Source organism: Thermoplasma sp. Kam2015 (assembly GCF_003205235.1).
Lineage (GTDB): Archaea > Thermoplasmatota > Thermoplasmata > Thermoplasmatales > Thermoplasmataceae > Thermoplasma.
The window spans coordinates 36,111-50,336 of the sequence record NZ_QJSM01000020.1 but is presented as its reverse complement, the minus strand read 5'-3'; the positions used below and the strand labels follow the sequence as shown (position 1 = coordinate 50,336).

The window sequence follows — 14,226 nt, the reverse complement described above, 5'->3', positions numbered from 1 at the left end:
TATGAGCGTCATAATTCAGAATCTAAGCGTAAGATATGGGGATAAAGAGATATTGAGCAATTTCAATCTCAAGGTGGATGACGGCGAATTCTTCGTCATCCTTGGATCGTCCGGAAGCGGGAAAACAACTCTCCTGAGGAGCATAGCCGGTCTGATACCTGTGGATTCTGGGCGAATATACATCGATGACAGCGACGTAACGGATCTGTATCCTTCGGATCGCAACATAGCCATGGTCTTTCAGAACTTCGCGCTCTATCCACACATGACGGTATTCGATAATATATCCCTCAATCTGAAGATAAAGCACGTACCAAAGGAAGAGATAAGGAAGAAGGTGGAGGAAGTTGCGGAGATCCTGCACATAAGCCAGCATCTTGACAAATATCCAAGGCAGCTCTCCGGCGGTGAACAGCAGAGGGTTGGGATAGCCAGAGCGATGGTCAGAGACCCATCAGTATTTTTGATGGACGAACCGCTGTCCAACCTCGATGCAAAACTACGCCGCGAGATGCTGGGTGAACTTCGTTCGTTTCACGAGAAGGTCAAGAAGACGATCATCTACGTGTGCCACGATCAGGATGAGGCCATGGCCCTTGCGGACAGAATACTGGTCCTGAACCAGGGAAAGATCATGCAGATGGGCACTCCTGACGATCTCTATGATCATCCCGCAAACGTATTCGTCGCAGGATTCATCGGAAACCCACCTATGAATATATTGGAATGTGATCTTGAGCATAAAGACGAGGGGACAAGGATAGGCATCTCCAATGCGGGATACATCGATATTGATGAGATAGTCCCTGACGGCAAGGCATATATTGGCCTCAGACCTGAGATACTGGGTATGTCTGAAAAGGACGGATTGTCCGCAATTTTCGATTATTCCATAAATTCTGGACTCAACGTTGAGGTCCATGCTAAGATAGGAGAGACGCCCATCAGAGCCGTTATTCCAAAGGATGAAGTATCTTCGGAGCTTAGAGATCTGAAGAACGGTGAAATGTTTCACGTAAAGGTAAAGCCAGGCAGAGTGTATCTGTTCGATCGCATGAGCGGTTCGCTGATAAGGGAGGTTGACTATGGTACTTCCAGGAAGGTCAAGGAAGCTGATTGAGGAGGCCAGAGGCCTGAATAATGAAGATAACTACAGGGACATGCGACACTGGGTCTTTACGCCGCATGAATACTTGCAGTCCTATAATTACAGCATGATCAAGGGAACCAAGGCGCATTTCATAGCATATCTGAACGGCACCATAGTTCGATCGGATATGCACAGATCCAGGGTAGGTTACTGGAAGGGGAGTCTAAACCACATTGCTTCAATGGATGGGTATCTGAAAGGGAAACCGCTGTCATCAGTCTTTTCTAAATATGTGAGAGGGCTCGGATACATATACAGGCAGTATAGCGGGATGGAAAGGATAGATTACATATCCGAGGCGGACGGATCACTGCACATACAGATGCTATCTTCCGACAGACAGAATCTATCGCTCTCCTTCCAGATAGGGCACTCGGCAGCGTGGCCTTCCAGATCGACGGCGGAGACCTTTGATTTTGTCATTGATGATAAGCGAGTTTCCGTTTCGTCCGATATCGCTCATACATCGATCACAATAAATTCTCCTGATCGCATCGAAATAACGGCGTCAGATGATACCGTGTTTGTATCGTTTCATGACCTAACTGAGGCTGAGATAATCATATCAGACACAGATAGTGAGGGCAGCGGGGATATGGATGAAACGCTGAAGTACCATGAACAAGTTGCAGATATAGCTGTGCTGGAAACACCGGATCCCAAATTCAACAAACTTTTCCTTTGGGCAAAGCACGATCTCCTTGAGTTCTATTCCATTACCGAGAAGGGAAGCGGTTGGTTTGCAGGGTTTCCGGTGTATTCATGGTTCTTCGGCAGGGATGGCCTCTGGATGGCGCTAGCTGCGAATATGGTTGGCCTATCGGATCTGACGGCCAATCACATGTCCACGCTCTTCAGATATTCCGATCATGGAAGGATTCCGCACGAAATAGGGCTTGGAGATGGCGGCGATCAAGGCTACAGCATAGGTGATGTTCGATTCAACACCATGTACATGTCCATAGACAGCAGTCCGCTCTGGCTAATGGTCAACGCATCGCTTGAGAACTGGAGCCGAAGGTTCTTTTCATCGCAGGACGCGAAAGTAGTTTTTGACTTCTGCAAGACATGCGATGTGGATAATGACGGCCTGCTGGAGAACGATTTCAAGAGGGGGCTGATAGGATGGCCTGAGACATGGGCCAACATCAGAAATGGTAAAACGGTTGATGTGAACGCACTCTGGCTGGAGGTACTCAGGCTGTATGGAAAAAAATTCGGCGGTACAGAGTATGTGAAGGCCAGAGACAGATACATGTCCACCTTCTTCTCAGATGCACAGTCTGTGGATTTTGTTGACGAAGGATCGCATATAATAAGGAGTGCCATGCAATTTGTACCAGGCATATTCATGAAGGATGAGTCCGTCAAGCAGAGGATACTGGACATTTCGCGTGGCGTCATGACGCCATGGGGCATCAGATCAATGTCCGTCTACGATCCCATGTATGATGGCGGATACCATACAGGTACCGTCTGGCCACTGATGACCGGATGGTTCGTCATGGCCGCATACAACAATGGCGCTCCTGATCTGGCATTCGAACAACTTAGATCGTTCGTGGATCTGGCATTTTCAGCCGCAGATCCAGGTAGAATAAATGAGACCTACGACGCCATGTCTCCAACCCCCACTGGACAGTTTGCGCAGGGCTGGTCATCATCCATGTTCGTAATGTCCGTCATGCGCGGCATGCTTAACATGGATCCGATGGAGTTCGATCCGTCCAGATACAGCGGAGGCCATCAGCTCCCCGATAACTGGGATCGGGTTAGAGTATACAACATTCCATGGCGGGATAGGATCTTCGATATGACTTTCACAAGAGATTCATTCTCGTTCAGAGAGATAACGCAGACTGCGTCAGAGGGTGCAAGCAGATGAAGGGCCTGATCAGAGTCGAGAAGGCTGATCATCGGCCATTCACCATATCATGTCCCTATGGATACTTCATCAGCTACCTAGATCTCATACCAGACAGTATGGGATATCACAAGAAGGGTGAGATGAATGGGCTTTGGTATCCGCCTGTCCGATTGCTGAAGAATATTCACCTCAGGGGGCCAGATGGTATCTCTGCGCCATCAAAAACCGTGATAGAGAGCGGATCGGCAAAATTCTTCTATGAAGGATCGACACTGACCCTAGGATTCAACAGGGATCATGATTTCATCATTGCACTTGAAAACCACGACGGATCCGATCGCGATCTTGTCATAGATCTCCTCCCCGAGACCATCTGGTTCAGTATCAACTATACAGCAATCTATGTCAGAAAACGATCAGTGTCTGTGCATAGCCACATGTTTCCAGAAAGCTCCATCATAGTGTCCACGCGGAACGACTTCACGCTGAACGGAAATACATTGATCGTCAGCACAGGAAGACATGCACTTTTGAGAATATACAGTAATACCGTACATGGAAAGAAACCTTTCATTAAGATAAATTCATATGCTGACATATACAGATATTCTAAACTCAGATCCAGCAAGGAAGATATAACCAGAAATTTCTGTATGGCCAAGGAAAACATGATCAGACTTTCGCTTATAGTGCCTGGAATCGGATACGGCATCACCGGTGGGCATCCTGATTTTCCATGGTATTTCGGAATAGACACGCTGCTCTCAATGAATGGGATGATGGATGCTGGCTTCTTCGATCTGGCTTATGGTTCCCTCAACGTACTCGCCAGATTCAGCAGGTCTGGTCGTATACCGCATGAGATCATAACCAGCGGAAAGGTTTACAACGAGGGGGATCTTGAAGAAACCGCACTTTTCCCATATTCTGTCCTAAGATATGTGGAATGGTCGGGTAATCTTGCAGGTTCGACCCATCTCATAGAAACGTCGTATCTATCGATCAGATATCTTCTTGAATCTGGATATCGTGGAAGAGGCATAATGGAAGATGCCAATGCTGGACAGGGTATAGATATTGATACGATAACCTTCGCCTTATTATCGCTCTCCAAACTCAAAGAATTCAGAGATAATGGCTCTGAAACGGCAGCTGAGTTCGCAGACGATATCGAACTCGATGCTAAGATAAAAGATATTAAGAATATGCTTGATTCATTCTGGCTACCAGAACGAAATACATATGCAAACAGGATTGCGGATGGTGTACCCATGGATATGGGTTTCTGGACATCGATCGTACCATTCTATGCCGGATTATCTGATGCCGATACTTACAAAAAATTCACATCTGAAGAGGGGGGGCTCAAACGACTTTCAGGGGAATACGGTATAACGGTAGACGAACACGGAAACTCCATGCCAATAAATACGGGAATGTTTGCCATAGCGGCAGCCAAATATAAGGACGTTGAGAACGCAGCAGAATACTTCAGGAAGCTGAATGCGAGTTTCGGTGCCTTCTCCCCATTCTCCTTCCCGGAGATCGCAAACAATTCACAGGGCTGCTATCTTCAAGCCTGGTCAGCAGCAATATACGTTGAATCTATAGTGGAAGGCCTTTTGGGAATACACGCATCTGGCGACGGACTCGCCTCAGACAGACGATCGCTTGACACCCTGATCGGAACAGGAGAATTGAGGAATCTCAGGTTCAGAGAAAGGGAGTACATGTTCAAATTCTAAAGGCCCGCTTCCAGCATAAACGAGGTTAGCAAGCAAGTGGAGGTATCCCTGATCCGAATGCCGAATTCATCGTTTCGCGTCCTCTATGGACATAACCGTGAACGACTTCATCACTATGTCCTCTATCTGTGAATCATAGCCGCCCACCTTATACTGCCCTTTCTCTGTTTTAAACGTGAAGTTGATGATCTCCGTGTCAGAATCTATCCCTATCACCTCTCCCTCCGACCTGAAATGATCACCGGTTGATCTGAACGTTCCATCAAGCACGCCTTTCATCCTTTTACCACTCCTGAACAGCCTCTTCAGATCATTCACAAGCACCCTCTGGGAATAATAGGTATATGAAGGCCTAACAGGGTGACTCCTTATCTCCTCTCCGCGATACCATCCCACAAAGAAATTATGCGTGATGAACCATGACATGTCCTTGTCCCTTATAACGTATCCATACCTTTCGATCTCCATGTTCATCGCGACGCTTCTCGGCATGAAAACAGAGTTCTTCTCATCCGATATTACGGTGTAGAACTGGCCAGGTGCAACATATTTTATGTCTATATCCAGATCCATGAATTCATTCTCAAGATCAGATTCATGGATATCCGCACCGAAGAAGAGAAGTTCAACGCGGCATCCCTCCCTCACTTTTCTTGCTATTGAGCTGCCTAGGTATCCATAGAGTTCCCACGTCGTCTCTATCTCCAGAGTCCTGCTCGCTTCATTGATAAGTTCTATAGAGTTGTTTATCACACTCCTGATGTTCTTTGCATTGATCAATGCTGTGGTCTCCCTCCTTGTCTCCATTGCACGGTTGGCCCAGTTGAGGAAATATCTTCTGTTCCTGCTTATTATCTGTTCCCTGGCTTCAACGACAGCCTCTGGATCGACAGCCTCGTATTTTTTCGGACGGCCCAGCAGTATGTTTATGAAACCTTTCCTCTCCAGACTCGACGTGATATCGTACAGTTGAGGCTGTCTGAGCGGGAGATATCTAAGTATATCCTGAGCGGCCATGCTGCCATACTCCAGCAGCAGTATATAGACCCTCGATTCATTCTCTGTGAGCCCCAGATCCTGTAATATCGATATTATGTTGGCATGATCTGGATTGCTTCCGAGTTCATTGTCCGTCATGACGTTCCAGATATGACAAGTTTTGATATAATTTTATACTAATAGCAGATTGTATAACTGATACTACAGGACGAGCTGACATACTCTCCTCGCTAAAGCGACGGAGGTTCTGAGGTCTCCGTCGTTCTCGGAGTTGCCCCTCTGGGGGTATCAGTGCTCCCCTTGCACGCATCCCTGTCTGTGTGCAATTGACCTGCGTCTTCCACTAAAGGTGGACGCAACGCTATATTGAACGAAGCGTTGGCGTCGGCGTGGTCAACGTGTCCACAATTAGGACACTTAAATGATTTGTCCTCCCTAATCCCTATGCTTCCACACCGAGAACACTCTTTCGATGTGTATCTCGGCTCAACATAGGTTATGGGAATACCGTCAAGCTTTGCCTTGTACTCAATGAATTTCTGGAGCTGATAGAAAGACCATGAGTTCAGGCCATAGTTGAATGATTTGGTGTGTCTCTTGTTATTCCTTATGCCATCAAGTTTTTCAAGTTTCACTCCAGAGTTCTGTTCTTTGGCTATTTCTATAATCTTCCTTGATACCTTATGGTTCAAATCCCTTATTATCCTGCTTTCCCTGTTCTTAATCTTCTTCAACAGTCTGTATTTCTTTGCTTTCTGAAGCTTCCTCCTAATTTCCCTGTATTTCCTGTGTATGTGTTCCGCACGCTTTCCAAGCTTCCACACCTTCCCTGTTTGAGGTTCGGCAACGACAGCAATGTGTCCTGTTGTATTCCTGTCAATCCCAAGCCATACCTGTGGCTCAATTAATCGTTTATCAGGCACGGTCACAGATACATAAGCGTACACATCGCCTATCTCAATCTGATTAATTTTTTCGAAATCATTTCTGAAGATGTATGGAAAAGTTAGTTTCAAAGAGGGTATGTATATTTCATGCTTCTCCTTATCCACATGAATCCCTTGGTTAGGTATCGTCAGTTTCACGCTCTTAACATTTTTTATCTTCTTGTTCCTCGAATACTTTCTCAATATCTGGTTTGCTATGATGCTCTTCAGACCGAATTGTTTGACGTCCTTCGAAGAAAGAGTATGCGTTTTTATCGCAAAATTAGCAATCAGCTTAGCTTTTTTTAATTCGATGGAGAAATCCCTATTATGCTTGATTTTAAATGTTAAGATCATACACCTTTCTGCTCCTCTATATATTTCTTCACAATCTCAAGTGTCACTGCGCCTACAGAAGAAATGAATTTTGAATGTGTCCACAGGGTTGGAAGCTTTCTCTTCAGTTCTGGAAACTCTTCCCTAAGTACATGCGAAGTATATCCCTTAATTCTGTTCACAACATAATACACACCTCTCTTCGGATTCACGTCTATAAGAAGATGCACATGATCTGGCATCACCTCCATCTCAAGCACCTTGTATCTATAATCATCCTGCTTTTCAAGGATTAACTGTTTCAACCGACCATCAATTGGTGGGTTAAGCACACTTCTCCTATATTTCGGGCAAAATATTACATGGTACTGACAGCTGTACACCATATGATCTTCATAATGGTATTCCTTTTCCTTGTTGGCTATTTCCATCTTCCAAATACGTTATACCTTTATTATTCATATACCTTTCGCAATTCATCTCCTCCCTGAAGGTCGGAGCTTTCTTGCCCATTTTTGTGTAAGAAGAAAAAAATTGAAAACTAAATTGTCGAGTATCAGGCCTTCTTCATTGCGAGCATCTCCTCAAAGAGCTTCCTTGTTCCGCTCATGCCTATCCTCAGCCTCTCAGGATCGATCGGTCTACCACTGGCGTCTATTATCCTTTCCACCTCACTGTACGTGTGGATGCCGCCTGCGGCCTTTATACCGATATCTGATCCAAGTTCGCTGGCCTTGCTAGCCATCAGCCTCACGTTTTCTGGATCTGCACCAGAGACATTTCCCAGAGATCTACAGTACTCCTTATCTGCAAAGCCGGTGCTTGTTTTTATGAAATCCGGGTTCGATCTTATCACCGAATCGTAGATCCTGTCCTTCTCTTCGCGAGTCAGATAACCGTCCTCAGTTATGATCTTTATGACAAGACCCATGTCCTTTGCAGTTCTAACGATACCCTTAAGATCCTGATCGACAAGATCCCAGCGGTGGGATTTCACATACCCCATAGGAACGACGATGTCAACCTCATCGGCGTAATCCATGTCCTCTATGATCTTCTTCCTTGAAGTTGTAGAAAGCGATCCGAATGGGAAATCTAACGTGACGTCAAGCTTTATATGGTACTTCTTGGACTTTATGAGATCAAGAGCTAACTTGCCGTATATGGGCTCGATGCAGACTGCATAATTGCCCATCATATGGGCCTCCTCCACGAGGTTTCTTATGTCGTCCTCGGTCAGATACGGCTTAAGCCCGCTGTGATCAACCAGCCGCATGATCTGTTCTACAGTGTATTTCAAAGATTCACCCCTTGAGGTATGAGTAAGCCTCTTTTGAAAGTTGCTCCTTGTACTCCATCGCCCTTTCCCACGTCTTCTTCCTTATGAGACCAAGATAACCCCCAAGGAACATCAGCATGAATATGATAGAGCTGGTGAATGCAAGGACAGGACCATACTTGATGAACAGTGCACCTTCGATTATGGAGTTGAAAGCGCCGACAAAATTGAGCGAACCGTTGTATATTCCGTATACGGTAGCGGAGGTTCCAGCTGGCGCTAGATCCACCGCATTCACAGCCCATGATCCTACCGTGAGATTCATGAGCCCGCTTCCTATGCCAAGGAATATTGCCGTTCCGACAAGGTTATGCGCTTTCCCGGTGAAGTAGGACATGCCCACCATTATGATCATGAGAACCATGGGTATTATAGCGCCTAGCCTTCTTGCCAGCGGCTTGTTGTCAGGAAATCTCTTCAGAAGACCGTCGTTGAACGGCCCGGAACCGAGGAATCCTGCGATTAGAGCCACATCTATGGCTGCGGAATAGAGCCCGCTTTTTTCAACCGTATGTGCGAAGGTAGAGAACATCAGTGGTGGAAGCCAGTACAGGAAGGTGAAAAGGACATAACCAAATGAGAGAAAAACAAGGAATGTGCCCCAACCTGCCTGCGTTCCGAATATCATCTTGGCTGAGATCTTCCAGCTGATCCTCGATGGCAGAACCTTTTCTTCCTTCTCCTCCTCGCTCTTGCCCTCCCTGATGTACGCTAGCTCCTCGCTGTTGACCTTCGAGTCCTCCGCCGGTCTATCTCGTACGTAGAAATACCAGATGCCGGCAAAGATAAGCCCCAGAACACCGAACAGTATGAAGGCTGCCTGCCAACCAAAGAGCGTGACGAGTATGCCTCCGGCAACAAGGCCGATGACTGGCCCAACCGCCTGTCCAGCACCGGCCAGCGTAAACGACTTTGATTCGTCGTATCTGTTCGCCCAGCCCTTCACCACTTTTGAGTTTATGGGCCAGACAGGCCCCTCACCAGCACCCATTATGACCCTGACGATGGCCATGCTGATGAAATTGAATGTCGCCGCTGTTAGAGCCGTGAAAACTGACCAGATTGCAAACATGGTCGTCATGGATTTTCTCAGACCAAGCTTATCCACTATCCAGCCACCAGGAAAATTGAATATTGCGTATGAAAGAGACCAGAAAAACAGTATCAGGGAAATATTGTGTATTGCAGTGGCAGTGAGAGCCGTTGCTGAATGAGACCACCCAAATGCATAGGCAAAGGCAGGCTCTGACACGATCCATATCTCTCTGTCAGCGTAGTTGAACAGAATGGCCGTGAACAGCAGAGAAACTATGACCCATCTCACCTGACTTCTCTTAACTTCGGTTTTATGAACAACAGAAACCTTTTCTTCGTCCACGGTAGATAAACTCAATGGATATATTTATTAATTTCGTATAAAATATTTTCAATGTCATTCCTATATTTATTATAAACATTGTATATAACGATGGAGGGAATGTCAGAATGATCAGAGGCATCTAAAAATGAGAAATATTATACGCCTCTTTGAAATGCGATATCTATGAATGCTCAGGCGGTGGTCATAGCTTCCACGATATTGATATTCATACTTTCAGCCATTTTATCTATATTTCTCACACTCAACTATGTCAGAAATCACAGAAGATCTTCGCTCTTCTGGTCCATAGGAATGTGGCTCTTTGCCTTCTCCGTTCTGCTGGAAACAGTTTTTGCCTATGGTATATTCAATCAGTCCTTGATAAAGATTTATCTTTTTGCGGTTGCGGAACTTGTCCTCTTTTTATCGTTTGGTTCGGCAAACATTTCCGGCGGAAAATGGTTGAGCTATTATTACGTTTATTCCATGATTGTATCAATTTATCTCATAATATCGCTTATACTGTTTCCTGTGGAGAGAATAGTACTCAATTATGTGGTATTTGGTCCACTGCCATTGAATGATACCATCGCCTCTTCACTGATAACATTTCCAGCAGCGGTGGTCATAATAGCCGTGGCTGTTCTCAGTTACAGAAGAAAGAGGGATTTCAGGCTGTTCTCCATAATTCTGGGGGTCGTAATAGTCAGCATCGCCGGCACCCTATACATAGCGAAATTTCCTGCCTTTCTTTATTATGCAGAATTCATCGGCATCGTTCTCCTTTGGATAGGATTCTTCGACAGGAACGCTGTGTTTAGTAGAACTTCGGTTAAGGCTTGATACTTACGCTGAAATGACTATTTCAAAAGTAATATGTAATGCCATAATCTTATATTATTATGAACGTACTTGTGGTTGGAGCCGGAAAGATCGGCGCAGGCATAGCTCTGAATCTGATTGATGATGGCTACGAAGTTGACATCGCAGACAGAAGCAGGGATTCTCTAAACAAGATAAGGGACAGAATGCCTAAAATTAGGACAATGGAATTCGATGCAATGGATCATACTTCATACGGCATTCTGGGGAATTACGATCTTATAATGAGCGCGCTGCCTGGCAGAATCGGCATGACATTTCTGAAGAATGCCGTGAAAACCAGCAGAAAGATTGTGGACGTTTCATATACGCCAGAGGATCCATATCAGCTTAACAGTATTGCGGAAAACTCTGGTTCTATCATAATACCGGATATGGGATTTGCTCCCGGTCTTACAAATGCCACAGTTGGTTACTTCGCGAGAGATCTGGATATCGTTGAAAATGTACGCATATATGTAGGCGGGATACCGGATCGTCCAGTTCCGCCGATAGACTACACTATTACATGGTCAATAGAGGGGCTTATTGATGAATATACCCGGCCCGTTAATATAGTTAAAGATGGTAAGAAAACACAGGTGCCTCCGCTCTCCGGCATCGATCTGTTGAGTATAGGAACATACGAAAATCTCGAATCATTTTACACTGATGGACTTAGAAGCCTGATCAGGAACATTGCATGCACCGGAGAAATGTTCGAAAAAACCGTCAGATATAAGGGCCACGCAGAAAAGATGGCTACAATCAGAGATCTTGGCTACTTCTCCAGCGAAAGAATACCCGGATGCAATCTCAGCATGTTCGAGATCTCTGAACGTCTTCTGTCAAATACCCTATTCAGACCAGACGTACGTGATGTAGTGCTGATGCGCGTTGAGGTGGACGGTGAGCGATCCGGCCGAAAACTGAAACGAACTGCGGAGATGGAGCTGCACTATTCAGACGAATTGAAGAGAACAGCCATGGATCTTGCCACCTCTTTGCCGGCCAGCATAACTGGAGAATACCTCATGAACAGAAACGTATCCATGTCAGGAGTGATCTTTCCAGAAGTGCTGTCAAGAACGCAGGGCTACTTCGATCAACTAATAAAGAATCTGATCAGAAACAAGATCAATCTCAGGATTACGGAATCATAATCTGAATATACACATAAGCATCCTTTTACCGTGCTCACAGATCAAATATTATTTTTGCATAGCCTTCTTCTGGCTTGACGGCAAGATCACTGTATGTTACAGCCTTTATCACATTCCTGTATTCAATGCCTTCCGGTACCTCAGATCCATAGAAATATACATCAAGCTCCCCATCACTGTATTTCGAGGTTATACGATAATACAGAATGTAATATGTATCCAGATAGAAGAGTACGCGCGATAGAAGATTCACCATTATATCCTCTGGAGTTTTACCGGATATTACCTCATGCATCCTCTTGTTTTCCTTCAATCTGGAAACATCAAGTATTAGATCGGCCATTGCATACACTGCATTCGAGAATAATTCCTCATAACTCTTTCCGTAGACAATCACGCCGATATCGCTCTCATGATCCACAACTTCGTAGCTCAACATACTGGCATCATCAGAATACATAAAAAATTTTCATCATTGGGTCGAAATGCGTTAATTTCGAATGATCCCTTCCAAGTTCAGCCCCGGATCTCAGCCCTTGAAGCGATATAAAGGGATCTTTCTCACTATGGGGATCAAATTGCATTATGGATTTTCATTTTCACGCAGCTTCGAACATGCCGAAGCAATAAAACAGGGAGTAATTTAAATACAGATAGTCTTTGTATACAGCATCATGTGTGATACCATTATTTCTATGCCAAAGAATAACGGAGAGAAGGATGTAGCGTATTTTGGAAAGAATAGCGATAGGGAACCAGGAGAAATTCAGGTTGTAGAATATTATCCTCATAATGAGCGGAAAGGATCGATCAGGGCCACATATACTGAGGTCGAGTATAATGGTGATGTAAATGCCGTGGTTATATCAAGGCCGATCTGGATGTGGGGAGCAGAGATGGGGTTCAATGAATTTGGAGTTGCCATCGGAAATGAGGCCATATTCACGAAGAGGAAATTCGGTGAGCTACTCCTCAGCTAAAGCTTCGGAGCTTCCTGCTTCACCGACCGACCTCTGCCTGTACGGATATATTCCGTACAAGCCCGATGTTGCGATCTCCACAGGCGTAAATTCGGACCGCACCGATCCTACTTTTATAAGTCCAATCTTCCTTATATTTTTTGATGCGTTGTGATCCCTGTCTATGATAAGACCACATACATCACAACGATATATGCGATCTGATAACTTCAGATCATGCTTTATGTTACCGCATCTTGAACATATCTTAGATGATGGATCGAACCTTCCTATTTCGATCATGTTCTTTCCATATTTTTCCGCTTTCCATTCCAGTTTCTGCTTGAAGTAATAGAAAGAAACATCACTTAGACTCTTCGATATATGATGGTTCTGCATCATTCCATGTACGTTCAGATCTTCGATGACTATGGTATCGTACTGCTTGGCTATCGCAGTCGATATTTTATCATCGAAGTCTTCACGCATGTTTCTCAGCTTCATGTACTCCTTCTGTGATTTAAGTATATGCTTCCTTCTATTGTTCGATGTCTTCTCCTTCTTCGATAGCTGTTTTTGAAGACGCTTTATTCTTTTTTCTATCTTCTTTATGAATCCTGGATTCTCTATTGCTATACCATTCGATAAGGTTGCAAATTTCTCGATGCCTAGATCTATGCCAACGGAGTTCTCTGAGGATAACGGTTTCTTCTCTGGGAACTCTTCTGGTATCTCATATATTATGGAACAGTAGTAGTATCCTGAATCCTTTGTTATTATTATCTCGTTGACGTCTTTGATCTTTGAAAGTTTCTCTCTAGATCCCTTGAAGTATATGCCTTCAGAGAACTTTGGGAAATAGATCCTGTTTCCTTGAATTTTTATGTGCTGTGGTACTGCAAAGTATTCGTTAATACCTTTCCTTTTGAATCTTGGATGATCTGCGTTCTTATGGAAGAAGTTTTTGAATGCATTGTCTAAAAAGCGTAGAGACATCTGTAAGGATTGCGAATTAACTTCGTACAACCATGGATACTTCTCTTTAAGTTCGATAAGCATGTTCGCTGTGTCTAAATAGTTTAAAGAGGATTTTTTAGCATTCTTATGCGTTATATAGTATTCATCCCTCTTCGCTAAGAAGTAATTGTATACGAATCTACAGCTGCCAAAGTGCTTCTCCAGTAAAATTTTCTGTCCTTCGTTTGGATACAGCTTCACTCTGGCAGCTGTTATCATTGATTATAGATATGATGAGATTATTTATAGATCTTTCTATGTATTGGGGGGAAGTCCGTGTATCTCCTGTCCGAAGAGAGAGTTTTACTGCTTCCCTCAAACTCCTAACTTTTCTATAAACCTCGATTTGTCTGTTGGGAAATGCCCAATGGCTTTCCTAAATATGGTAATGGACTATAACCCAGATTATAAATTTTCCTTGACATCTTTAATACTCGAATCCCAAGATGGAATAATTTTCCTCACTTTGGATAAATAACAATAGCTGAAAAATGAATCGAAGAT

13 protein-coding genes are annotated in these 14,226 nt (G+C 44.5%); 6 read left to right on the top strand and 7 right to left on the bottom strand.

The features are described 5' to 3' along the window. The first annotated feature begins 1 nt into the window (after nucleotide 1). The 3 genes from DMB44_RS03465 to DMB44_RS03455 are packed head-to-tail and all read left to right on the top strand — an operon-like array spanning nucleotide 2 to nucleotide 4,762. On the top strand, nucleotides 2–1,120 hold the full coding sequence (locus DMB44_RS03465; RefSeq protein ID WP_110640874.1) for an ABC transporter ATP-binding protein: 1,119 nt from the start codon (nucleotides 2–4) through the stop codon (nucleotides 1,118–1,120). After that, nucleotides 1,086–3,035, top strand: a complete 1,950-nt coding sequence (locus tag DMB44_RS03460) for an amylo-alpha-1,6-glucosidase (RefSeq protein WP_237265272.1) — start codon at nucleotides 1,086–1,088, stop codon at nucleotides 3,033–3,035. Before DMB44_RS03465 ends, DMB44_RS03460 begins: the two co-directional genes overlap by 35 nt. Continuing rightward, entirely contained in the window at nucleotides 3,032–4,762 is a 1,731-nt protein-coding gene (locus tag DMB44_RS03455) for a hypothetical protein (RefSeq protein WP_110640870.1), read from the top strand. The genes DMB44_RS03460 and DMB44_RS03455 overlap by 4 nt, the downstream gene beginning before the upstream one ends. A gap of 66 nt (nucleotides 4,763–4,828) precedes the next feature. On the opposite strand, the gene DMB44_RS03450 is transcribed toward DMB44_RS03455, so the two are convergent. The 5 genes from DMB44_RS03450 to DMB44_RS03430 form a co-directional block, all read right to left on the bottom strand. Beyond that, nucleotides 4,829–5,899 (bottom strand): TrmB family transcriptional regulator, encoded by a 1,071-nt coding sequence (locus tag DMB44_RS03450; protein WP_110640868.1) that lies wholly within the window; start codon nucleotides 5,897–5,899, stop codon nucleotides 4,829–4,831. A gap of 92 nt (nucleotides 5,900–5,991) precedes the next feature. Further along, on the bottom strand, nucleotides 5,992–7,044 hold the full coding sequence (locus DMB44_RS03445; RefSeq protein WP_110640866.1) for an RNA-guided endonuclease TnpB family protein: 1,053 nt from the start codon (nucleotides 7,042–7,044) through the stop codon (nucleotides 5,992–5,994). Beyond that, nucleotides 7,041–7,454 carry an IS200/IS605 family transposase gene (gene tnpA / locus DMB44_RS03440; RefSeq protein WP_110640864.1) on the bottom strand — a complete coding sequence of 138 codons (414 nt, stop codon included), beginning with the start codon at nucleotides 7,452–7,454 and terminating at the stop codon, nucleotides 7,041–7,043. The genes DMB44_RS03445 and tnpA overlap by 4 nt, the downstream gene beginning before the upstream one ends. A gap of 125 nt (nucleotides 7,455–7,579) precedes the next feature. After that, nucleotides 7,580–8,323, bottom strand: a complete 744-nt coding sequence (deoC, locus tag DMB44_RS03435) for a deoxyribose-phosphate aldolase (RefSeq protein ID WP_110640862.1) — start codon at nucleotides 8,321–8,323, stop codon at nucleotides 7,580–7,582. 4 nt (nucleotides 8,324–8,327) lie between these two features. Beyond that, nucleotides 8,328–9,740, bottom strand: a complete 1,413-nt coding sequence (locus DMB44_RS03430; RefSeq protein ID WP_110640860.1) for an MFS transporter — start codon at nucleotides 9,738–9,740, stop codon at nucleotides 8,328–8,330. Nucleotides 9,741–9,905: 165 nt separating this feature from the next. Here DMB44_RS03430 and DMB44_RS03425 point away from each other — a divergent pair, with 165 nt between their 5' ends. Both DMB44_RS03425 and DMB44_RS03420 read left to right on the top strand, forming a co-directional pair. After that, nucleotides 9,906–10,565, top strand: a complete 660-nt coding sequence (locus DMB44_RS03425; protein WP_110640858.1) for a hypothetical protein — start codon at nucleotides 9,906–9,908, stop codon at nucleotides 10,563–10,565. A gap of 59 nt (nucleotides 10,566–10,624) precedes the next feature. After that, nucleotides 10,625–11,746 carry a saccharopine dehydrogenase family protein gene (locus DMB44_RS03420; protein ID WP_110640856.1) on the top strand — a complete coding sequence of 374 codons (1,122 nt, stop codon included), beginning with the start codon at nucleotides 10,625–10,627 and terminating at the stop codon, nucleotides 11,744–11,746. A 34-nt stretch (nucleotides 11,747–11,780) separates the two neighbouring features. Here the strand turns inward: DMB44_RS03420 and DMB44_RS03415 are convergent, their stop codons facing one another. Then, nucleotides 11,781–12,185 carry an archease gene (locus DMB44_RS03415; protein WP_237265271.1) on the bottom strand — a complete coding sequence of 135 codons (405 nt, stop codon included), beginning with the start codon at nucleotides 12,183–12,185 and terminating at the stop codon, nucleotides 11,781–11,783. Nucleotides 12,186–12,441: 256 nt separating this feature from the next. Between DMB44_RS03415 and DMB44_RS03410 the strand changes: the two genes are divergently transcribed. Continuing rightward, nucleotides 12,442–12,726, top strand: coding sequence for a hypothetical protein (locus DMB44_RS03410; protein ID WP_110640852.1), 285 nt, complete (start codon nucleotides 12,442–12,444; stop codon nucleotides 12,724–12,726). On the opposite strand, the gene DMB44_RS03405 is transcribed toward DMB44_RS03410, so the two are convergent. After that, nucleotides 12,712–13,941 carry an RNA-guided endonuclease TnpB family protein gene (locus DMB44_RS03405; RefSeq protein ID WP_110640850.1) on the bottom strand — a complete coding sequence of 410 codons (1,230 nt, stop codon included), beginning with the start codon at nucleotides 13,939–13,941 and terminating at the stop codon, nucleotides 12,712–12,714. The genes DMB44_RS03410 and DMB44_RS03405 overlap by 15 nt on opposite strands. Nucleotides 13,942–14,226: the final 285 nt, after the last annotated feature.